This window comes from Pseudomonas syringae group sp. 26L6 (genome assembly GCF_032587815.1).
Taxonomy (GTDB): Bacteria; Pseudomonadota; Gammaproteobacteria; order Pseudomonadales; family Pseudomonadaceae; genus Aquipseudomonas; species Aquipseudomonas amygdali.
This window is the reverse complement of the sequence record NZ_JAWHPJ010000030.1, coordinates 51,881-73,418: the sequence shown is the minus strand read 5'-3', so window position 1 is coordinate 73,418 and position 21,538 is coordinate 51,881. Positions and strand designations below refer to the sequence as shown.

The following is a 21,538-nucleotide window of genomic DNA, read 5'->3' as shown; positions in this document are numbered from 1 at the left end:
GCGCAGAGAGAAACCGGGGCCAAGGTGCGTATAATTCTGCCAGACATCGGAGCCTATAGACGCATGTTCGACACGAAACCTCATTTACCCGACGCGCTGTACAGCGCTGCGCAGGTCCGCGACCTCGATGCACGGCTGATTGCTGCCGGTACGCCAGGCCTGGAATTGATGCTGCGCGCTGCCCAGGCGCTATGGCGGACGATACTCCGACGCTGGCCGCAGGCCAATGAACTGACCGTGTTGGCCGGGCGTGGCAACAACGCCGGTGACGGGTATCTGGTGGCCGCGCTGGCGCACAAGGCAGGCTGGCAAGTCAGGGTGCTGGCTGTCGGCGACCCGGCTGCATTGACCGGTGATGCCGCTTCGGCGCACGCGGCAGCTTCCGGCATCGACACTCAGGCATGGGCCGGACAACCGCTGAGCGGCGTGGTGCTGGATGCCTTGCTCGGCACCGGGCTCAACGGCGAAGTGCGCGAGCCCTATGTTTCGGCCATCAAGGCGATCAATGCCAGCGGCCTGCCGGTCGCCGCCGTGGACATCCCGTCGGGCTTGAGTGCAGACACCGGCCAAGCGCTGGGCGTGGCGGTGCGTGCCGATGTGACCGTTACCTTCATAGGCCTCAAACTGGGCTTGTTGACGGGCGATGCGGCGGACCTGGTGGGCGAGCTGGTGTTTGATGATTTACGCGCCGACCCTGCGCTGGTTGCGCAGGTGCCGGTCAGCGCGAAGCGTCTGAGCGCATCCAGTCTGCCGACGCTGGCACCGCGTCCGCGTACTGCTCATAAAGGCATGTTCGGCCGAGTGCTGGTCATCGGTGGCGATCACGGTTTTGGCGGTGCTGCCTTGCTCAGCGCCGAAAGCGCCTTGCGCAGCGGGGCGGGCATGCTGACGCTGGCGACCCGCGCCGAACATATTCCGGCCGCCCTGACGCGCATGCCGGAAATCATGAGTGCGGCCATTCGCTCGGCTAACCAGTTGATGGCGTTGATCGAGCCGGCCAGCGTATTGGTGGTCGGGCCCGGCCTGGGGCAGGCGTCCTGGGGGCGCAGCCTGCTGTCGGCTGCTGCCAACGCCGAGCGGCCCCAAGTGTGGGATGCCGATGCTCTGAATATGCTGGCCGCCGGTCTGGTGAGTCTGCCCAAAGGCTGCGTCATCACCCCGCATCCGGGAGAGGCCGCGCGTTTGCTGGGCGTTGGCATCAAGGACGTTCAGGCTGACCGGGCCGCTGCTGTGCGGGCGCTGGCGCGTAAGTTCGATACGGTCTGTGTGCTTAAGGGCTCCGGCAGCCTGATCGCCGATGCGAGCGGGCAACTGGCGTTGTGCGACCGTGGTCATCCGGCCATGGCCACCGCCGGACTGGGTGACGTGTTGGCCGGGTTGATCGGTGCGCTGCTGGCGCAGCATCTAACGCCATTCGATGCGGCCTGTCTGGCGGTGTGGCTGCACGCAAGCGCCGGTCAGAAAGTCGGTGAATACGGTCGCGGGCTGGCGGCCAGCGATATTATTCCTGCCATTCGTCAGTTATTGGAGGAGCTGCAACCGTGTCTGATTTAACGCTGCATGTGGTTGGCGAAGAGGCCATGATGAATTTTGGTGCACGCCTGGCCGCAGTTACCGAAGGCGTGGGCGTCATCTTTCTCGATGGCGATCTGGGCGCTGGAAAAACCACTCTTTCGCGGGGAATGATTCGCGGGTTCGGGCATGCCGGGGCTGTCAAGAGTCCTACTTTCACGCTGGTCGAGCCCTACGAAATAGGTGCCATACGGGTCTTTCACTTTGACCTTTATCGTCTGGTCGATCCCGAAGAGCTTGAGTACATGGGGGTGCGTGATTACTTCGACGGCGATGCACTTTGTCTGATTGAATGGCCCCAGCGTGGTGCAGGCTTTTTGCCAAAGCCTGACCTGACCATTACCATTGGCCCGCACGGAGAAGGTCGGTCCGTGATATTGAGCCCGCTGGGCTCGCGTGGCGAACGCTGGTGTGCCACTTTGGCTTTGGAATTCAAATAGATATGGGGTTAGGTATGCGCATGCGCGCGCTGGTTACTGTAGTTGGTCTGCTGCTGATGGCCCTGGCTGTCGAGGCGGTTGCCGCTACGCAAGTAAAAAGTGTCCGCTTATGGCGAGCACCGGACAACACACGTCTGGTATTCGACCTGTCCGGGCCTGTCCAGCACAGCGTATTCACACTGACTTCACCTGATCGTCTGGTGATCGATATCAATGGCGCGACACTCGGTGGTCCGCTGAATGTATCGACAGCCAATACGCCGATCAGCAGCATGCGCTCTGCCCAGCGCACGCCGACCGATCTGCGCGTGGTCATCGACCTGAAAAAGGCGGTGACGCCCAAAAGCTTTACGCTTGCGCCGAACCAGCAGTATGGCAACCGTCTGGTGGTCGACCTGTTCGATAACGCCGCAGATGCCAACCCGACACCAGTGATCCCGGATACTGCCGCCAATACCGCGCCCGCTGTCCCGGTCAGCCCGGCCAAGCCTGAAATCAAGCTGACCCCGGTGCCCAATGGCAAGCGCGACATTGTCGTGGTGATCGATGCCGGGCACGGCGGTGAAGACCCGGGTGCCTCCGGCGGTGCCGGGCAGAAAGAGAAAAACGTGGTGCTGTCGATCGCCAAGGAACTGCAGCGCCAGGTCAACGCCGAGAAAGGCTACCGCGCTGAACTGACGCGGACCGGTGACTACTTTATTCCGTTGCGCAAACGTACCGAGATCGCCCGCTCCAAGGGGGCCGACCTGTTTGTGTCCATTCACGCCGACGCTGCGCCGTCCACCGCGGCGTTTGGCGCTTCGGTGTTCGCCTTGTCTGATCGCGGTGCGACCTCCGAAACCGCACGCTGGCTGGCGGACAGTGAAAACCGTTCCGACCTGATCGGTGGTGCCGGTGCGGTAAGCCTCGACGACAAGGACCGCATGCTCGCCGGGGTGTTGCTGGACTTGTCCATGACCGCTTCGCTGTCGTCTAGCCTGAACGTAGGCCAGAAAGTGCTGAGCAATATTGGCCGCGTCACCTCGCTGCACAAATCGCGCGTCGAGCAGGCAGGTTTCATGGTGCTCAAGTCGCCGGATATCCCGTCGATTCTGGTGGAAACCGGCTTTATCTCCAACGCCAACGAAGCCAACAAGCTGAGTTCTGCGTCGCACCAGCAGGCGTTGGCGCGTTCGATCAACTCCGGGGTAAAGCAGTTCTTCCAGCAGAACCCGCCACAGGGCACTTATATTGCCTGGCTGCGTGACAACGGCAAGTTGGCTCAAGGGCCACGCAACCATGTGGTCCGCTCCGGCGAAACCCTGGCCATGCTCGCGGCGCGCTATGACATGAACATTGCCACGCTGCGCAGCGCCAACAATCTGAAAACCGATGAATTGAAGATTGGCCAGGATCTGCGAATTCCAAGTTCCGAGGTGGCGACTCAGCAATGACCGATCTTCTGCTCGACGGCACCGAAGCCGATAACGCTCAGACTGTCCTGAACGCTGCGCGCATCGAATTGCTAAGCCCGCGTCTGGCCAACCAGATTGCGGCTGGCGAAGTCGTCGAGCGTCCAGCGTCGGTTATCAAGGAGCTGCTGGAAAACAGCCTTGATTCCGGCGCGCGGCGCATAGATGTCGATGTAGAGCAGGCCGGTATCAAGCTGCTGAAAGTGCGTGACGACGGTGGCGGTATTTCCTCGGATGACCTGCCACTGGCGCTGGCGCGACATGCCACCAGCAAGATTCGCGATCTGGAGGACCTCGAGCGCGTCATGAGCCTAGGGTTTCGCGGCGAGGCCCTGGCTTCGATCAGCTCCGTGGCGCGCCTGACGCTGACCTCGCGCACCCGCGACGCCGATCAGGCCTGGCAGGTGGAGACCGAAGGCCGTGACATGGCACCGCGCGTCCAGCCAGCAGCGCATCCGGTAGGCACCTCCGTTGAAGTGCGCGATCTGTTCTTCAACACGCCTGCCCGGCGCAAGTTTCTCAAGGCCGAAAAAACCGAATTCGATCACCTGCAGGAAGTCATCAAGCGCATGGCGCTGGCACGTTTCGACGTGGCCTTCCATTTGCGTCACAACGGCAAGACCGTGCTGAGCCTGCATGAAGCGCATGACGACACTTCCAGAGCACGACGTGTCTCGGCGATCTGCGGGCCGGGCTTCCTGGAGCAGGCGCTGCCTATCGAGATCGAACGCAACGGCCTTCATCTGTGGGGCTGGGTAGGGCTGCCGACATTTTCGCGCAGCCAGGCCGACCTGCAATATTTCTTCGTAAACGGGCGTGCGGTGCGCGACAAACTGGTCGCTCATGCGGTGCGTCAGGCGTATCGCGACGTGTTGTTCAATGGCCGTCACCCCACGTTCGTGCTGTTTTTCGAGGTCGACCCGGCTGCTGTAGACGTCAACGTTCACCCGACCAAGCATGAAGTACGCTTTCGCGACGGGCGCATGGTGCATGACTTCCTTTATGGCACCCTGCACCGTGCATTGGGTGATGTGCGCCCGGAAAACCAGCTGGGCGGCAGCGTACCGGTCGCCGTCGAGCCTCGGCCTACCGGGCCTGAGGCCGGTGAGTTCGGGCCGCAGGGTGAAATGCGTCTGGCCAATAACGTGCTGGAACAGCCGCAGGGCGAGCCTTTTGCCCGACCTGCTGCCGGTGGCGGCGCTGGCAGCGGTTATCAGTATCAATATACGCCTCGGCCCACCTCTGGCGTGCCGGTGGCCGAAGCGCAAAGTGCCTACCGTGAATTCTTCGCACCGCTGCCCAGCACCGCGCCCTCGTCGCTGCCGGAGTCGCCCGGCGATATCCCGCCGCTGGGTTATGCGCTGGCGCAGCTCAAAGGTATCTACATCCTCGCTGAAAACGCTCACGGGCTGGTGCTGGTGGACATGCACGCCGCCCACGAGCGAATCATGTACGAGCGCCTGAAAATAGCGATGGCCAATGAAGGCCTGAGTGGTCAGCCATTGCTGGTGCCCGAATCTCTCGCGGTCAGCCAGCGTGAAGCGGACTGCGCCGAAGAACATATCGCGACGTTTCAGCGCCTGGGCTTCGAGCTGCAGCGGCTTGGCCCGGAAACCCTGGCGATCCGCCAGATCCCTGCGTTGCTCAAGCAGGCCGAGGCCAATCGGCTGGTCAGCGATGTGCTGGCGGATCTGATGGAGTACGGCACCAGCGACCGGGTGCAGGCACACATGAACGAGTTGCTCGGGACCATGGCCTGTCACGGCGCGATTCGCGCCAATCGGCGGCTGGCCATCCCGGAAATGAACGGCCTGTTGCGTGACATGGAAAACACCGAACGCAGCGGGCAATGTAACCACGGTCGTCCTACCTGGACCCAGATGGGTCTCAATGACCTGGATAAATTATTCCTGCGCGGTCAATGAATGAATGCTTTACCTCCGGCCATCTTTCTCATGGGGCCTACCGCAGCAGGCAAGACCGACCTTGCGATAGAACTGAGCAAAGTGCTGCCTTGCGAGCTGATCAGCGTCGATTCGGCGTTGGTCTATCGCGGCATGGACATCGGCACCGCAAAGCCTTCAAAAGCACAGCTGGCTGAATATCCACACCGTCTGATCGACATCCTCGACCCAGCGCAAAGCTACTCCGCAGCCGATTTTCGCAGTGACGCACTGGCGGCCATGGCGGAAATTACCGCGCGCGGAAATATTCCTTTGCTGGTCGGCGGCACTATGTTGTATTTCAAGGCTCTATTGCACGGGCTGGCGGATATGCCGGCTGCCGATGCGCAGGTAAGGGCACAGCTTGAAGCTGATGCACAGGCCTATGGCTGGCAGTCATTGCACGATCAATTGGCGGTGGTCGACCCCGTTTCGGCGGCGCGCATTCACCCCAATGATCCGCAGCGACTGATCAGGGCGCTCGAGGTGTATCGGGTCAGCGGAATGAGCATGACGGCACACCGCGAGCAACAAACTGCGCAAAGTACCGAAGCGGCGGCATCAGGGCGTCAGCAATTGCCCTATACTGTCGCGAACCTTGCCATCGCTCCGGCTGATCGCAAGGTGCTGCACCAACGCATCGCGCTACGTTTTGAGCAAATGCTGGATCAGGGGTTTCTGGACGAAGTACTGGCATTGCGCTCAAGAGGCGACCTGCATTCCGGGCTGCCCTCGATAAGAGCCGTCGGTTATCGCCAGGTCTGGGATCACCTGGATGGGAAGCTGACGCGGGATGAAATGCAGGAGCGCGGCATTATTGCAACGCGCCAGTTGGCCAAAAGGCAGTTCACCTGGCTACGCAGCTGGGAGGATTTGCACTGGCTGGACAGTCTGGCCAGCGACAATCTGTCGCGCGCCTTGAAATACCTGGGATCGGTCTCCATATTGAGCTGAGTCCCTGCAATAGCCGTCTATCCTTGGGGGGTGGCCGGTAAGCCAATCGAATTCGATTTATTATTTATTGATCCTTAAAGGAGTGCGGCACATGTCAAAAGGGCATTCGCTACAAGACCCTTACTTGAATACCTTGCGAAAAGAGAAGGTCGGGGTATCGATCTACCTGGTCAACGGTATCAAGCTGCAGGGCACGATCGAGTCTTTCGACCAGTTCGTCATTTTGCTGAAGAATACTGTCAGCCAGATGGTCTACAAACACGCCATTTCCACCGTCGTACCGGTTCGCCCGATTCGCCTTCCCAGCGCTACCGACGCTGACGGCGCAGACGCCGAGCCAGGTAACGCCTGATAGGAGTCTGCCTTGTTCTTTGAGCGCCACAGTGGTGGTGAACGTGCAATTCTCGTTCATCTGGATGGTCAGGACCCTGAGGCGCGCGAAGATCCGCAGGAGTTTCAGGAGCTGGCCATATCGGCCGGTGCCGATACCGTTGCGTTTATCAACGTGCCGCGTCATCGGCCATCGGCCAAATACCTGATTGGCTCTGGCAAGGTCGATGAGCTTCGCGACCAGGTCAAGGCCGAACAGGCTGATCTCGTTATCTTCAATCACACCCTCACGCCCAGTCAGGAACGTAACCTCGAACGCGTTTTCGAGTGCCGCGTGCTTGATCGTACGGGTCTGATCCTCGATATCTTTGCGCAGCGCGCACGTACCCACGAAGGCAAGCTTCAGGTCGAACTGGCCCAGCTTGAGCATATGAGTACGCGTCTGGTCCGTGGCTGGACTCACCTTGAGCGTCAGAAAGGTGGTATCGGCCTGCGCGGCCCAGGCGAAACCCAGCTCGAAACCGACCGACGTCTTCTGCGGGTTCGCCTGCGGCAGATCAAAGGGCGGCTGGAGAAGGTTCGCAGCCAGCGCGATCAGGCACGTCGTGGACGCCGTCGCGCCGATATCCCTTCGGTTTCTCTGGTGGGGTATACCAACGCCGGTAAATCGACCCTTTTCAACTCGGTGACCGATTCGGATGTGTTTGCGGCGGACCAGCTGTTCGCCACGCTCGATCCGACCTTGCGTCGTCTGCAGCTCGATGATCTGGGCCCTATCGTGCTGGCCGATACCGTAGGCTTCATTCGCCATCTGCCGCACAAACTGGTAGAAGCCTTTCGAGCGACGCTTGAAGAGTCGAGCAACTCCGATTTACTGCTGCATGTGATCGACTCCCACGAGCCTGAACGCATGTCGCAGATCGAGCAGGTTATGGCCGTGCTCGGTGAGATCGGTGCCGAGGGCTTGCCGATCCTTGAGGTCTATAACAAACTCGATCTGCTTGAAGGCGTGGAGCCTCAGATACAGCGGGATGCCGATGGCAAGCCGCAGCGTGTCTGGGTGTCTGCCCGCGATGGTCGAGGGCTGGATCTGCTCAAGCAGGCCATCGCCGAACTGCTCGGCGACGACCTGTTTGTCGGTACGCTGCTTTTGCCTCAGAGTCTTGCCCGGCTGCGTGCCCAGTTTTTCGAATTGGGTGCGGTGCAGAGCGAAACGCATGACGAGGAAGGTGCCAGCGTGTTGGCCGTACGACTGCCGCGCGTTGAACTCAATCGACTGGTGAGTCGCGAAGGATTGCAGCCGCTGGAGTTCATCGAGCAACACACTTTGCAATAAAAGCACGAGAAAGCCGTTGTACGGCTTTCGCGAGCATTCTGTAGCATTGGTCGGCGCGCCGCGGGCGCGTCTTTGCTTTATCAGATGGAGAGCGCTATGGCTTGGAATGAGCCGGGTGGCAACTCGAATAATCAAGATCCCTGGGGTGGCAAACGCCGTGGCGGCGACCGCAAGGGACCACCTGATCTCGACGAGGCCTTCCGTAAGCTGCAGGAAAGCCTGAAGGGGTTGTTCGGCGGCGGTAACAAACGCGGCAGCGATGGCGGCGGCAGTGGTGGCGGTTCAGGCAAGGGCGGTGGCTTTGGCTTGCTCGGTATCGGCCTGGTCGTGCTCGTCGCTTTCTGGCTCTACAGCGCTATCTATGTTGTTGACGAGCAAGAGCAGGCTGTCGTGCTGCGTTTCGGTCAATACCACGAAACCGTAGGGCCGGGTCTCAACATCTACTTCCCGCCGTTCGATCGCAAGTACATGGAAAACGTGACTCGCGAGCGTGCCTACAGCAAGCAGGGCCAGATGCTCACCGAAGACGAGAACATCGTCGAAGTGCCGCTGACCGTGCAATACAAGATCAGCAACCTGCAGGACTTCGTCCTGAACGTCGATCAGCCTGAAATCAGCCTGCAGCACGCCACTGAAAGTGCGCTGCGCCATGTCGTGGGTTCCACGGCAATGGATCAGGTGCTGACTGAAGGTCGTGAACTGATGGCCAGCGAAATCAAGGAGCGTCTGCAACGCTTCCTCGATACCTACCGCACCGGCATCACCGTCACTCAGGTGAACGTACAGAGCGCCGCGGCACCGCGTGAAGTGCAGGAAGCGTTCGATGACGTGATCCGCGCTCGTGAAGACGAGCAGCGTGCACGCAATCAGGCCGAAAGCTATGCCAATGGCGTGATTCCGGAAGCCCGTGGTCAGGCTCAGCGCATCCTTGAGGATGCCAACGGCTACCGCGATGAAGTGGTTTCGCGCGCCAAGGGTGAGGCGGATCGCTTTACCAAACTGGTTGCCGAGTACCGCAAGGCTCCTGAAGTTACCCGCCAGCGTCTGTATCTGGACACCATGCAGGAAGTCTTCAGCAATACCAGCAAGGTGCTCGTGACCGGCGACAAGGGGCAGAACAATCTGCTTTATCTGCCGCTCGACAAGATGATCGAGAGCAGCCGCAGCAGTAACGGCAATGGCTCCAATTCAGGTACGCCATCGCAGTCGGCTAATGATGCTGCCGCTGCTGCCGCCGCTGCCCGGGCGAATGAGGCTCAGCAGCGTGGTGAAGTACGTACCAGGGAGACTCGCTGATGAGTAACAAATCACTGATCACCCTTATTGTCGGCGTGGTACTGGCAGTCATCGCCTGGAACAGCTTTTACATAGTGTCCCAGACCGAGCGCGCGGTTCTGCTGCAATTCGGTCGTGTGGTCCAGGCGGACGTTCAGCCGGGTCTGCATGTGAAGGTTCCTTATGTGAACCAGGTGCGCAAGTTCGACGGTCGTTTGCTGACCCTCGATGCACCGACCCAGCGTTTCCTGACGCTGGAAAAGAAAGCGGTCATGGTCGATGCCTACGCCAAGTGGCGTGTGAAGGACGCGGAGCGTTTCTACACCGCGACTTCCGGCCTCAAGCAGATTGCCGACGAGCGTCTTTCGCGTCGTCTGGAGTCGGGCCTGCGTGACCAGTTCGGCAAGCGTACCCTGCACGAAGTCGTGTCGGGTGAGCGTGATGCGCTGATGGCTGATATCACCGGTTCGCTGAACCGCATGGCCGAGAAAGAGCTGGGTATCGAAGTTGTCGATGTCCGGGTCAAGGCCATCGACCTGCCGAAGGAAGTGAATCGCAGCGTTTTCGAGCGTATGAGCACCGAGCGTGAGCGTGAAGCTCGCGAACACCGTGCCAAGGGTAACGAGCTGGCTGAAGGCATTCGTGCCGACGCCGATCGTCAGCGTCGTGTATTGCTGGCAGAAGCCTATCGCGAGTCGGAAGAAGCGCGTGGTGATGGTGATGCCCAGGCTGCCGCGATCTACTCCAAGGCATATGGTCAGGACCAGGAGTTCTACGCGTTTTATCGCAGCCTGCGCGCCTACCGTGAAAGCTTTGCGAACAAGAGCGACGTGATGGTGCTCGATCCGAACAGCGAATTCTTTCGCTATCTGGAAAAAGCCAAGCCGTAATTAATCACCCGCCGGGCGGCAAAACCGCCCGGTGGGGTGAACGTACGGTGAAACGTGTGTATCATGCGGCAGCCGGGAAATTCCCGGCTTTTTTGCGTCTGCACGATTGATTGGCCGTATCTGAATCAGAGCACGGCAAGATTTTTCGAGGAAAGTGGTCTGCAAGACCTGTCTCGGGCATTTGTCGTGCCCGTCATACAGCGCACCACTTTCTGCTTCACTCAAGGCTGGCCTGTAGGCTGGCCGCCTGGATCACAGGGGAATGGCGTAATGGCAACGGTCGACCGCTGGCTGCTACCAGATGGCATCGAAGAAGTACTGCCACCGGAAGCGGCGCGCATTGAAGTAGCGCGCCGTCAGGTGTTGGATCTGTTTCAGAGCTGGGGCTATGAGTTTGTCGTCACCCCGCATATCGAGTATCTCGAATCCCTGCTGACTGGCGCGGGTTCGGATCTGGACCTGCGCACCTTCAAGGTTATCGACCCGCAATCGGGCCGGCAGATGGGCTTTCGCGCCGACATCACGCCGCAGGTTGCACGCATCGATGCTCACACCCTCAAGCGTGAAGGCCCGAGCCGTCTGTGCTATGCGGGCAGCGTTCTGCACGCCCAGCCGCGCGCACTGTCCTCCTCGCGCAGCCCCATTCAACTGGGCGCCGAGCTGTACGGCGATGCCAGCCCGAGCAGTGACGTCGAAGTCATCAGCCTGATGCTGGCCATGCTGCAACTGGCCGATGTGCCGGATGTGCACATGGACCTTGGGCATGTCGGCATCTACCGTGGTCTGGCGCGTGCCGCTGGCCTGTCGGGAGAAGTCGAGCAGCAGTTGTTCGATGCACTGCAGCGCAAGGCTATTGATGAAGTGGTTGCCCTGACCGCCGATCTCCCGCAAGAGCTCGCAACAATGCTGCGCGCGCTGGTTGATCTGTGTGGTGGACGTGAGGTGCTGGACGCGGCGCGTGATCGTCTGGCTGGCGCACCTGCGCCGGTGCTGGCCGCGCTGGACGACTTGCTGGCAATAGCCGAGCGTCTGGCTGCGCGTTTCCCGCAGTTGCCGCTGTACTTCGATCTCGGCGAGCTGCGTGGCTATCACTACCACACCGGTGTGGTGTTTGCGGTGTTCGTGCCGGGCGTGGGCCAGTCGATCGCGCAGGGCGGTCGTTACGATGACATCGGCGCCGACTTCGGCCGCGCCCGTCCGGCGACCGGCTTTTCCACCGACCTGAAAACCCTGGTAACCCTGGGGCAGGCAGAAATCGTCTTACCGTCTGGTGGCATCTGGGTGCCGGACAGTACGGATGCGGCACTCTGGCAGATGGTTTGCCAGTTGCGCAGTGAAGGTCAGCGTGTGGTTCAGGCTTTGCCTGGGCAGCAGGCGAGCGCCGCGCGTGAAGCCGACTGTGACCGGCAATTGATTCAGCATGGCGAGCACTGGCAGGTAATGCCGCTGGCTTCTTGAGTATTCCTGCCGGCCGCCGCCGGCACCAAGTTTGCGTGAATGAGGACAAGTGTTATGGGTAAGAATGTCGTAGTCCTGGGCACTCAATGGGGTGATGAGGGCAAAGGCAAGATCGTTGATCTGCTGACCGAACATGCTACCGCCGTAGTTCGCTATCAGGGTGGCCACAACGCTGGTCACACACTGGTGATCGACGGTGAGAAAACCGTATTGCACCTGATTCCGTCCGGTGTACTGCGCGAAGGCGTGCAGTGCCTGATCGGTAACGGTGTAGTGGTTGCTCCCGACGCGCTCCTGCGCGAAATCATCAAGCTGGAAGAGAAAGGCATTCCAGTGCGTGAGCGTCTGCGCATCAGCCCGTCCTGCCCGCTGATCCTGTCGTACCATGTTGCACTGGACCAGGCGCGTGAAAAAGCCCGCGGCGAATTCAAGATCGGCACCACCGGTCGTGGTATCGGCCCGGCTTACGAAGACAAGGTTGCGCGTCGCGGTCTGCGCATTGGCGACCTGTTCCATCGCGAACGCTTCGCGGCCAAGCTGGGCGAGCTGCTCGACTACCACAACTTCGTGCTGGTCAATTACTACAAAGAGCCTGCCATCGACTTCCAGAAGACACTCGACGAGTGCATGGAATACGCCGATCTGCTCAAGCCGCTGATGCTCGACGTCACCGCTGCGCTGCATGAAATGCGTCGCGACGGCAAGGACATCATGTTCGAAGGTGCCCAGGGTTCGTTGCTGGACATCGACCACGGTACTTATCCGTACGTCACCAGCTCCAACACCACTGCTGGCGGTATCGCTACCGGTTCGGGTTTTGGTCCGATGTACCTGGATTACATTCTGGGCATCACCAAGGCCTACACCACGCGTGTGGGTTCGGGTCCGTTCCCGACCGAGCTGTTCGACGATGTCGGTGCTTTCCTGGCCAAGCGTGGCCACGAGTTCGGCGCTACCACCGGTCGCGCTCGTCGTTGCGGCTGGTTCGATGCCGTCATCCTGCGTCGCGCCATCGAAATCAACAGCATCTCGGGCCTGTGCCTGACCAAGCTGGACGTGCTTGACGGTCTTGAGACCATCAACATCTGCGTCGGCTACGAGAACGAAGAAGGCGCGGTCATCGACGCACCTACTGACGCCGACAGCTACCTGGGTCTGCGTCCGGTCTACGAGCAGATGCCTGGCTGGAGCGAATCCACGCTGGGTGCCAAGACCCTGGAAGAGTTGCCTGCAGCCGCTCGCGCCTACATCAAGCGCGTCGAAGAGCTGGTTGGCGCGCCTATCGATATCATTTCGACCGGTCCTGACCGTAACGAAACCATCGTGCTGCGTCACCCGTTCGGCTAATACTTCGCCGCGCTGTATCAAGAGGGCCGCGTTTGCGGCCCTTTTTGTTTTCAGCGTCCGCAGGATTCGAGCGCGGCAAAAGTGAGACTTGTGTCACGGCACGGCGCTTGCTACAAAGATGACAGAAAAGTGCCATCATTTTAATGGCGCTGAGGGTGGAGGGATTCTCCTGTGTCTGCTGTCTTATCTCTATTGCAAAGCCGTCTGCTGCGCCCGGTCTTCATTGCCCTGGGCATTGCCCTTTTGGTGCAGGTCATCGTGGCGGTTGCTCTTACCCGGAGCACAGTCACAGCGCTTGAGGCTGACCTTGCCAATCGCCTTGGGGTAGATTCGCAACATCTTTCCTCCGAGCTGGAGCTGGCGAGTAGCGAAGTGACGTCGAGCCTCGACTCGCTTTCAGCCAGTACGCGTCAGCGCTTGAGCGTCGGACTTTCTACCCGCCTAAAGGAAGAGCAGGCCCAACTGCGTGCCACGCTGGAAAAAGACCTGAGAGAGTCCGCCACTGACATGGCCGAGCTACTGGCTGCGGTTGCCCCGCGCGCCATGTGGGACAACGACACGCCAACCCTTTCCGAATTTGCCCGACGCGCCCAGCGCAATCCCAACGTGTTGTTTGTGGTCTATGACGACGCCGCAGGTGAGCACCTTACGAGGTACATGAACCGCGATAACCCGCTGGTCAAGGCGCTGCTGGCCAAGGGTGAAGGCGAGCGGGCGATGGACAAGATCCTCAATGCCGCGAAAAACGACCCGTCGGTGTATTACGTCGAGGCCTCTATCAGCCCTAACGGTGTCGAGATCGGCAAGGTGCGCATGGGAGTGTCGACGGCAACGGTCGAGGAAAATCTTGCTGCGCTGGACAAGCGTTTCGCCACCCTGATAACCAGTGGCGAGCAACTGGTTTCCGACAGCCTTGCCAGTGCCTCCAAAGACAGTTCGACCGCCTTGCGCACGCGCTTGCAATCCGCTCAGACGGCGGGTGCTGCAATGACCACCAATACACGTGTTGCGGTTCAGGAAGCCGCCGAAACCTTGCGCTGGCGGATCGGCATGGGGCTGGCGCTGGTCGGCCTGGGCGTACTGCTGTTACTGGCGGTGGTGCTCGGGCGTCGAGTCGTCAGCAAGCTGCATCTGCTGATCGCTGCGCTCAATGATCTGGCGGCGGGTGAGGGCGACCTGACCAAGCGCGTCAAGCTGGACAGTAATGACGAAATCGGCGACATGTCGGCGGCGGTCAATCGCTTCATCGACAAGTTGCAGCCTATCGTTCGTGAGGCGGGCGAGGTGGCGCAGCGCACCGGGCAGGAAATCGGCGTGATGAGCCAGCGCAACGCCGGCGCCGATGCTGCAGCCGAACTGCAGCGAGACGAAGTGGCGGCCAGCCTCAAGGCGCTGGAGCAGATGGCCGATGAGGCGCAGTCGGAAAGCCAGGCGATGCAGGCAGCCCTGCGTCAAGTGGTCGATATCAAGCAGGCGACCGATGAAAACACCCGCACGTCCAATCAGGTCGGCGGTTTGATCGAGGCGCTGGCCGGGCAGGTCGAAACCGGTGCGCAGGTCATCGAGCGTCTGGCGCAGCAAAGCCAGCAGATTGAGGTTGTGCTGGAAGTTATTCACGGCATTGCCGAACAAACCAATCTGCTCGCACTCAACGCAGCCATCGAAGCGGCGCGCGCGGGTGAAACGGGCAGGGGCTTCGCCGTGGTAGCAGACGAGGTGCGTGCGCTGGCCAGCAAGACACAAAGCTCGACGGGCGATATCCAGGAACACATCATCGCCTTGCAGCGCGGTGCGAAAGAGGCGGTCGCTGCCATCGGCATCGCTGGCCGACAGGCCAAGGAAGGGTTGGAGGTATTACGTGACAGCGCCAAACGCCAGCAGACCGTGCAGGCGTCCGTCGAGCAGGTGCATGCGGCCATTGGGCTGGCGACTCAGGCTGCCGTTCATCAGGCTGAAGGTGCGCAGGTCGTTCGCGGCCGGGTGGAGGTGATTCACGCACAGGCCGAGAAAGCCGCAAAAGCGGTGGTTGAGACGACTGCTAGCGGCAAAGTGCTAAACGGGCTGGCTGCGCAGTTGAAGGCGAGCCTGGGGCAATTCAGGGCTTGAGGCTTTCGTAGGGCGCCACCTAATGTGGCGCTGTACACACGCAGGGCCATAACACTTTCAGACCCCTGAAAGCACAAAACCGAGCCAGTGGCTCGGTTTTGTTTGAATTGGTGCCCAGAAGAAGACTCGAACTTCCACGACCTTGCGGTCACCAGCACCTGAAGCTGGCGTGTCTACCAATTTCACCATCTGGGCAGCATCAGCAGCGTCTCCGCCGTTGATGGGGCGCACTATACGGTGATCATTTTGCTCTGTAAACCCCTGTTTTGATTTAATAATCAAAACCTGAAAATACAAAAACCCGCTTTCGCGGGTTTTTGTGAGGCTTGAGACTGTTGTAGTCTGTTGCCTGAATTGGTGCCCAGAAGAAGACTCGAACTTCCACGACCTTGCGGTCACCAGCACCTGAAGCTGGCGTGTCTACCAATTTCACCATCTGGGCAGTATCGGAAAGCATCAACCTGCCGATGGCGCGCACTATACGGAGCGCTTTTTAGGCTGTAAACCCCGGCGATGAAAAAAAGTCGAAAAAAATCGCGAGCGGTGTGTTTCGGGTCTTGCAGCGTGGTCAGGGAGGCTTTTTGTCGAGTGGTTTGAGCGTGAAATTTCCCGTTTCATGAGGTCTATGCCAAACTAACCCCTATATATACAAGGTGAAAACTATCTAATGGCCGATTGGCAGTCCCTCGATCCCGAGGCCGCTCGTGAAGCGGAAAAATACGAAAACCCTATTCCCAGCCGTGAGCTGATCTTGCAGCACCTTGCCGAGCGCGGTTCGCCGGCCAGTCGCGAGCAACTGGTCGAAGAATTCGGCCTGACCACCGAAGATCAATTCGAGGCCCTGCGCCGTCGCCTTCGCGCGATGGAGCGCGACGCCCAGTTGATCTATACCCGTCGTGGCACTTATGCACCGGTAGACAAGCTTGACCTTATCCTGGGTCGCATCTCCGGGCACCGTGACGGTTTCGGCTTTCTGGTTCCAGATGACGGTTCCGATGACCTGTTCATGAGCCCGGCGCAGATGCGTCTGGTGTTCGACGGTGACCGGGCGCTGGCGCGCGTTTCCGGCCTTGACCGTCGCGGTCGTCGCGAAGGCGTTATTGTCGAAGTGATCTCGCGTGCTCACGAAACCATCGTTGGTCGCTACTTCGAAGAGAGCGGCATTGGTTTTGTTGTACCCGATAACCCAAAAATCCAGCAGGAAGTGCTGGTAACACCGGGCCGCAACAATAATGCGAAGATCGGCCAGTTCGTCGAGGTGAAAATCACCCACTGGCCAACGCCGCGCTTCCAGCCGCAGGGTGATGTGGTCGAAGTGGTCGGCAACTACATGGCGCCGGGCATGGAGATCGATGTTGCGCTACGCACTTACGATATTCCGCACGTGTGGCCCGAGGCTGTACTCAAGGAAGCTGCGAAGCTCAAGCCGGAAGTCGAAGAGAAGGACAAGGAAAACCGCGTAGACCTGCGCCACCTGCCGTTCGTGACCATCGATGGCGAAGACGCTCGCGACTTCGATGATGCGGTTTATTGCGAAGCCAAGCCGGGCAAGCTGCGCTTGTTCTCCGGTGGCTGGAAGCTCTACGTGGCCATTGCCGACGTATCGAGCTACGTGAAAATCGGCTCGGCGCTGGATGCTGAATCCCAGGTTCGCGGTAACTCGGTGTACTTCCCCGAGCGCGTCGTGCCCATGCTGCCTGAGCAATTGTCCAACGGCCTGTGCTCGCTGAACCCACACGTTGATCGTCTGGCCATGGTTTGCGAGATGACCATCTCCAAGACCGGCGAGATGACTGACTACGTATTCTACGAAGGCATCATCCACTCCCACGCTCGCCTGACCTACAACAAGGTCAGCACGATCCTGGAACAGCCGAAAACGGCTGAAGCCAAAAGCCTTCGCGGCGAATACGGCGACGTGGTTCCGCACCTCAAGCAGCTTTACGCCATGTACAAGGTGTTGCTGGGTGCGCGTCATGTGCGCGGTGCGATCGATTTCGAAACTCAGGAAACCCGGATCATCTTCGGTTCCGAGCGCAAGATTGCCGAAATCCGTCCGACCACTCGCAACGATGCTCACAAGCTGATCGAAGAGTGCATGCTGGCCGCCAACGTGGCCACCGCGCAGTTCTTGAAGAAGCACGAAATTCCCGCGTTGTACCGCGTCCATGATGGTCCGCCGCCAGAGCGTCTGGAAAAACTGCGTGCATTCCTGGGTGAGCTGGGTCTGACGCTGCACAAAGGCAAGGAAGGCCCGACACCGAAGGATTATCAGGCGCTGCTTGAAACCGTTCGTGACCGCCCGGATTACCACCTGATTCAGACCGTCATGCTGCGTTCGTTGAGCCAGGCCGTTTACAGCTCGGACAACAACGGCCACTTCGGTCTGAATTACGAAGCGTATACGCACTTCACCTCGCCGATCCGTCGTTATCCGGATCTGCTGACGCACCGTGCTATTCGCAGCGTTATCCGCTCCAAGCAGGATACTCCACACGTACGTCGTGCCGGTGCTGCAACGATTCCGAAGGCGCGTATCTACCCGTACGACGACGCGCTGCTCGATCAGTTGGGCGAACAATGCTCGATGAGCGAGCGCCGTGCCGACGAGGCTACGCGCGACGTGGTCAACTGGCTCAAGTGCGAGTACATGAAAGATCGCGTGGGCGAGTCATTCCCGGGCGTGATCACGGCGGTAACCGGCTTTGGCCTGTTCGTCGAGCTGACTGACATCTACGTCGAAGGTCTGGTCCACGTCACGGCTCTGCCGGGTGATTACTACCATTTCGACCCCCTGCATCACCGCCTTGCCGGCGAGCGTACCGGACGTAATTTCCGTCTGGGCGACAGCGTCGAAGTGCGCGTCATGCGTGTTGATCTGGATGAGCGCAAGATCGACTTCGAGATTTCCGAAACCGCAGCGGCTGCAACGCCGGCTGGTCGCAAGCGTCGTGGTCATGACACTGCGCCGCCTGCCGCCACGACAACGACGGAAAAGGAAAAGGCGCCTGCCAAGTCCGGTCGCCGTAGCGCTTCTTCCAAGGAGAGCAGTACCGAAGCGTATCGCCCGAGCGATGCGGCGGCGAAAAACGCAGAAGTGCGTAAAAGCCGCGAGCTGAAAAAAGCCCTTCTGGCAGACGCGAAGGGTGGTAGCAAGGCGTCGTCGGGAAAGTCTGACAGGTCGGGCTCTGCTCCTTCGTCGAGCAAGCCGGCCAGTAAACACCGTAAAGGTCCGTCAAAATCGGGCTCCGCGCCAACCGCGAAAAGCGGTGGCGCTCGTAAACCCAAGGCCAAGTCATGAGTCAGCTGGAAAAAATCTACGGCGTTCACGCCGTAGAAGCGTTACTTCGTCATCACCCGAAACGCGTCAAGCACATCTGGCTGGCCGAGGGTCGTAACGACCCTCGCGTACAGACGCTGGTGGCGCTGGCGGGTGAGAATCGCGTGACCATCGGTCAGGCGGAGCGTCGCGAAATGGATGCCTGGGTCGAAGGCGTGCATCAGGGTGTGGTTGCCGATGTGAGTCCGAGTCAGGTCTGGGGCGAGGCAATGCTCGACGAGCTACTCGACCGCAGCGAAGGTTCTCCGTTGCTGCTGGTGCTTGATGGCGTGACCGATCCGCACAACCTCGGCGCCTGTCTGCGTACCGCCGATGCGGCAGGTGCACTGGCCGTGATCGTGCCCAAGGACAAGTCTGCGACCTTGACGCCAGCTGTGCGAAAAGTCGCCTGCGGTGCGGCCGAAGTCATCCCGCTGGTGGCTGTGACCAATCTGGCGCGCACGCTGGAAAAGCTTCAGCAGCGCGGCTTGTGGGTTGTCGGTACGGCAGGCGAGGCCGAGGTCGAGTTGTATCAACAGGATCTGACCGGCCCGACCATCATCATCATGGGCGCGGAAGGCAAGGGCATGCGTCGCCTGACCCGCGAGCACTGCGATTATCTGGTACGTCTGCCGATGGCGGGCAGTGTCAGCAGTCTGAACGTGTCGGTCGCGACCGGCGTGTGTCTGTTTGAAGCGCTGCGTCAGCGCAGTGTCAAGGCTGCCGGCAAAAAGGCCTGATTTCGGCGCCTGGCCAGAGTGAGCAGGTCGCGCCATGCGATCTGCTCATTAATTCACCAATTGCCTTGCGCCTCCCTCGACCCTTCTCTACAATTGCGCCCCTTGCTGTCACGGCAGGCGCGCATGTGCCTGTCCCTGAGCAAGACCAACAGTGTCATTCACTCCTTGTCTGACCGCTTTTGAGCGGCAGGCTACAACCCGTAAGGAGCATTCATGCGTCATTACGAAATTATCTTTTTGGTCCACCCGGATCAAAGCGAGCAAGTCGGCGGCATGGTAGAGCGTTACACCAAGCTGATCGAAGAAGACGGCGGCAAAATCCACCGTCTGGAAGATTGGGGCCGTCGTCAACTGGCTTACGCAATCAACAATGTTCACAAGGCTCACTACGTGATGCTGAACGTTGAGTGCACTGGCAAGGCTCTGGCCGAGCTGGAAGACAACTTCCGTTACAACGATGCTGTGATCCGTAACCTGGTCATCCGTCGCGACGAAGCCGTAACTGGCCAGTCCGAGATGCTCAAGGCTGAAGAGAACCGCAGTGAGCGCCGTGAGCGTCGTGACCGTCCTGAGCACTCCGACAGCGCCGATGGCGATGACGGCGACAACAGCGACGTTAGCGATAACGCTGACGAGTAATCCACGGACCTTTTGAGGAGCCAATTACATGGCACGTTTCTTCCGTCGTCGTAAATTCTGCCGCTTCACCGCTGAAGACGTCAAAGAGATCGATTACAAAGATCTCAACACTCTGAAAGCCTACGTATCCGAGACCGGCAAAATCGTTCCAAGCCGTATCACTGGTACCAAAGCACGTTATCAGCGTCAGCTGGCCACCGCTATCAAGCGTGCCCGCTTCCTGGCCCTGCTGGCCTACACCGACAGCCACGGCCGCTGAGACCAGGTAGTCGACAAAACGTAACAAAGGATAGAAAGCATGCGTGCCCTGGCTGAATTCATCATGCGCGGCCGTATGCAGGCCACTCTCGTAGTGGCTGGATGTGCGGCATTGCCGCTGTTGTTCTGGTTGAGTGCTGCCGCAGGGTGCCTTGTGCTTCTGCGACGCGGGTTCAGTGATGCCGTTGGTGTCCTGTCCTGGGCTCTGCTGCCGGCTTTGGTCTGGTGGTATTTCGGCGAACCTCGTACAGCCATGGTGCTGGCCGGTTCGCTGAGTTTGGCAATGGTTTTGCGTGCCAGCGAGTCCTGGGTCCGCGTGCTGCTGGTCAGCGTGGCGTTGGGCGTGGTGTATGCAGTAATTCTGGGCACGGTTTTTCGCGAACCTCTGGAAGCAATGTCGCAGGAGCTGCAAAAGCATCTGCCGACAATGCTGGCCGGGCTCTACGAGCAGTTGAACGTAGAAGAGCGAGCGCGTCTGGGAGCACTGATTGCACCCGTCCTGAATGGCCTGATAGCGGCTGTGCTGCAAATCGTCAGTGTGCTGTGCCTGATTCTTGGGCGGTACTGGCAAGCGATGTTGTACAACCCTGGTGGTTTCGGGCGTGAATTTCGCGCTGTGAAACTCCCGCTGGTGCCTGCGTTGGCGCTGTTGGTGTGCATGCTGGTGGGGCCGAATTTCGGTCCGCAGATAGCAATGCTTACACCGCTTTGCAGCGTACCGCTGGTGTTTGCGGGGCTGGCTCTGATCCACGGCCTGGTTGCTGAAAAGCGGCTTTCCCGGTTCTGGCTGGTAGGGATGTACATAACGCTGCTGGTGTTCATGCAACTGATCTATCCGTTGCTCGTGGTAATTGCCATTGTCGACAGCCTGATTGATTTTCGCGGTCGCCGGAGTTCGAAAGATTCCGGCAATGGTCCTGCGAACGGTGAAGGTTAAAAGTTAAGAGGATTTCCACATGCAACTGATCCTTCTGGAAAAAGTCGCCAACCTGGGCAACCTGGGCGACAAAGTAAACGTTAAGGCCGGCTACGGTCGTAACTATCTGCTGCCTTACGGCAAAGCAACCGCTGCAACCGCTGCCAACGTGGCTGCGTTTGAAGAGCGTCGTGCAGAGCTGGAAAAACTGGCTGCAGACAAGAAAGCATCTGCCGAAACTCGCGCTGCCCAACTGGCTGAGCTGGAAGTGACTATCACTGCCACCGCTGGTGACGAAGGCAAGCTGTTCGGTTCGATCGGTACGCACGACATCGCTGATGCACTGACCGCCTCCGGCGTTGAAGTTGCAAAAAGCGAAGTTCGTCTGCCGAACGGCACTATCCGCAACGTTGGCGAATACGACGTAGCCGTGCACCTGCACAGCGACGTAGAAGCGACCGTACGCGTTGTCGTAGTGGCTGCTTAAGCAATACGTAATCGTCTGGCGGCATTGCTGCCAGAGGATTAACATCGGGCACGATCCTGTTCACAGGTCGTGCCCTT

General features: G+C 59.6%; 18 protein-coding genes and 2 tRNA genes. 18 read left to right on the top strand and 2 right to left on the bottom strand.

Annotation, left to right across the window (positions count from 1 at the left end; all coding sequences use genetic code 11):
- Nucleotides 1-63: 63 nt before the first annotated feature.
- The 12 genes from RYA97_RS15600 (at nucleotide 64) to RYA97_RS15545 (ending at nucleotide 15,102) form a co-directional block, all read left to right on the top strand.
- The gene (locus RYA97_RS15600; RefSeq protein ID WP_005742995.1) at nucleotides 64-1,554 is read left to right on the top strand and encodes a bifunctional ADP-dependent NAD(P)H-hydrate dehydratase/NAD(P)H-hydrate epimerase; all 1,491 of its coding nucleotides are present in this window, start codon (nucleotides 64-66) and stop codon (nucleotides 1,552-1,554) included.
- 29 nt (nucleotides 1,555-1,583) lie between these two features.
- The gene (tsaE, locus tag RYA97_RS15595; RefSeq protein ID WP_220273530.1) at nucleotides 1,584-2,012 is read left to right on the top strand and encodes a tRNA (adenosine(37)-N6)-threonylcarbamoyltransferase complex ATPase subunit type 1 TsaE; all 429 of its coding nucleotides are present in this window, start codon (nucleotides 1,584-1,586) and stop codon (nucleotides 2,010-2,012) included.
- Between the two features lie 2 nt (nucleotides 2,013-2,014).
- The gene (locus tag RYA97_RS15590; protein WP_197710600.1) at nucleotides 2,015-3,445 is read left to right on the top strand and encodes an N-acetylmuramoyl-L-alanine amidase; all 1,431 of its coding nucleotides are present in this window, start codon (nucleotides 2,015-2,017) and stop codon (nucleotides 3,443-3,445) included.
- On the top strand, nucleotides 3,442-5,388 hold the full coding sequence (gene mutL / locus RYA97_RS15585) for a DNA mismatch repair endonuclease MutL (RefSeq protein WP_005742991.1): 1,947 nt from the start codon (nucleotides 3,442-3,444) through the stop codon (nucleotides 5,386-5,388). Before RYA97_RS15590 ends, mutL begins: the two co-directional genes overlap by 4 nt.
- The gene (gene miaA, locus RYA97_RS15580) at nucleotides 5,389-6,360 is read left to right on the top strand and encodes a tRNA (adenosine(37)-N6)-dimethylallyltransferase MiaA (RefSeq protein ID WP_011167564.1); all 972 of its coding nucleotides are present in this window, start codon (nucleotides 5,389-5,391) and stop codon (nucleotides 6,358-6,360) included.
- A 91-nt stretch (nucleotides 6,361-6,451) separates the two neighbouring features.
- Entirely contained in the window at nucleotides 6,452-6,712 is a 261-nt protein-coding gene (gene hfq, locus RYA97_RS15575; RefSeq protein WP_002551819.1) for an RNA chaperone Hfq, read from the top strand.
- Between the two features lie 12 nt (nucleotides 6,713-6,724).
- Entirely contained in the window at nucleotides 6,725-8,026 is a 1,302-nt protein-coding gene (hflX, locus tag RYA97_RS15570) for a ribosome rescue GTPase HflX (RefSeq protein WP_316892660.1), read from the top strand.
- Between the two features lie 96 nt (nucleotides 8,027-8,122).
- The gene (gene hflK / locus RYA97_RS15565; protein ID WP_002551821.1) at nucleotides 8,123-9,322 is read left to right on the top strand and encodes an FtsH protease activity modulator HflK; all 1,200 of its coding nucleotides are present in this window, start codon (nucleotides 8,123-8,125) and stop codon (nucleotides 9,320-9,322) included.
- A complete protein-coding gene (hflC, locus tag RYA97_RS15560) occupies nucleotides 9,322-10,191 on the top strand; it encodes a protease modulator HflC (RefSeq protein ID WP_002551822.1) in 870 nt (289 codons plus the stop codon). Before hflK ends, hflC begins: the two co-directional genes overlap by 1 nt.
- Before the next feature lie 270 nt (nucleotides 10,192-10,461).
- Nucleotides 10,462-11,649 carry an ATP phosphoribosyltransferase regulatory subunit gene (locus RYA97_RS15555; RefSeq protein ID WP_005778895.1) on the top strand — a complete coding sequence of 396 codons (1,188 nt, stop codon included), beginning with the start codon at nucleotides 10,462-10,464 and terminating at the stop codon, nucleotides 11,647-11,649.
- 54 nt (nucleotides 11,650-11,703) lie between these two features.
- Entirely contained in the window at nucleotides 11,704-12,996 is a 1,293-nt protein-coding gene (locus tag RYA97_RS15550) for an adenylosuccinate synthase (protein ID WP_002551824.1), read from the top strand.
- Nucleotides 12,997-13,167: 171 nt separating this feature from the next.
- Entirely contained in the window at nucleotides 13,168-15,102 is a 1,935-nt protein-coding gene (locus RYA97_RS15545; RefSeq protein WP_316886625.1) for a methyl-accepting chemotaxis protein, read from the top strand.
- 108 nt (nucleotides 15,103-15,210) lie between these two features.
- Here RYA97_RS15545 and RYA97_RS15540 read toward each other — a convergent pair.
- A tRNA-Leu gene (locus RYA97_RS15540) sits at nucleotides 15,211-15,297 on the bottom strand.
- Nucleotides 15,298-15,457: 160 nt separating this feature from the next.
- Nucleotides 15,458-15,544: transfer RNA gene (locus RYA97_RS15535), tRNA-Leu, on the bottom strand.
- 225 nt (nucleotides 15,545-15,769) lie between these two features.
- Here RYA97_RS15535 and rnr point away from each other — a divergent pair.
- The 6 genes from rnr (at nucleotide 15,770) to rplI (ending at nucleotide 21,461) form a co-directional block, all read left to right on the top strand.
- Nucleotides 15,770-18,403 (top strand): ribonuclease R, encoded by a 2,634-nt coding sequence (rnr, locus tag RYA97_RS15530; RefSeq protein WP_057405094.1) that lies wholly within the window; start codon nucleotides 15,770-15,772, stop codon nucleotides 18,401-18,403.
- The gene (rlmB, locus tag RYA97_RS15525; protein WP_004666402.1) at nucleotides 18,400-19,161 is read left to right on the top strand and encodes a 23S rRNA (guanosine(2251)-2'-O)-methyltransferase RlmB; all 762 of its coding nucleotides are present in this window, start codon (nucleotides 18,400-18,402) and stop codon (nucleotides 19,159-19,161) included. Before rnr ends, rlmB begins: the two co-directional genes overlap by 4 nt.
- 213 nt (nucleotides 19,162-19,374) lie before the next feature.
- Nucleotides 19,375-19,800 carry a 30S ribosomal protein S6 gene (gene rpsF / locus RYA97_RS15520; protein ID WP_002551828.1) on the top strand — a complete coding sequence of 142 codons (426 nt, stop codon included), beginning with the start codon at nucleotides 19,375-19,377 and terminating at the stop codon, nucleotides 19,798-19,800.
- Between the two features lie 28 nt (nucleotides 19,801-19,828).
- Nucleotides 19,829-20,059, top strand: coding sequence for a 30S ribosomal protein S18 (gene rpsR / locus RYA97_RS15515; protein WP_002551829.1), 231 nt, complete (start codon nucleotides 19,829-19,831; stop codon nucleotides 20,057-20,059).
- 39 nt (nucleotides 20,060-20,098) lie between these two features.
- A complete protein-coding gene (locus RYA97_RS15510) occupies nucleotides 20,099-20,995 on the top strand; it encodes a hypothetical protein (protein ID WP_004666401.1) in 897 nt (298 codons plus the stop codon).
- A gap of 19 nt (nucleotides 20,996-21,014) precedes the next feature.
- Complete coding sequence (gene rplI, locus RYA97_RS15505; protein WP_002551831.1) at nucleotides 21,015-21,461, top strand: 50S ribosomal protein L9; 447 nt, start codon at nucleotides 21,015-21,017, stop codon at nucleotides 21,459-21,461.
- The last annotated feature ends 77 nt before the right edge of the window (nucleotides 21,462-21,538 follow it).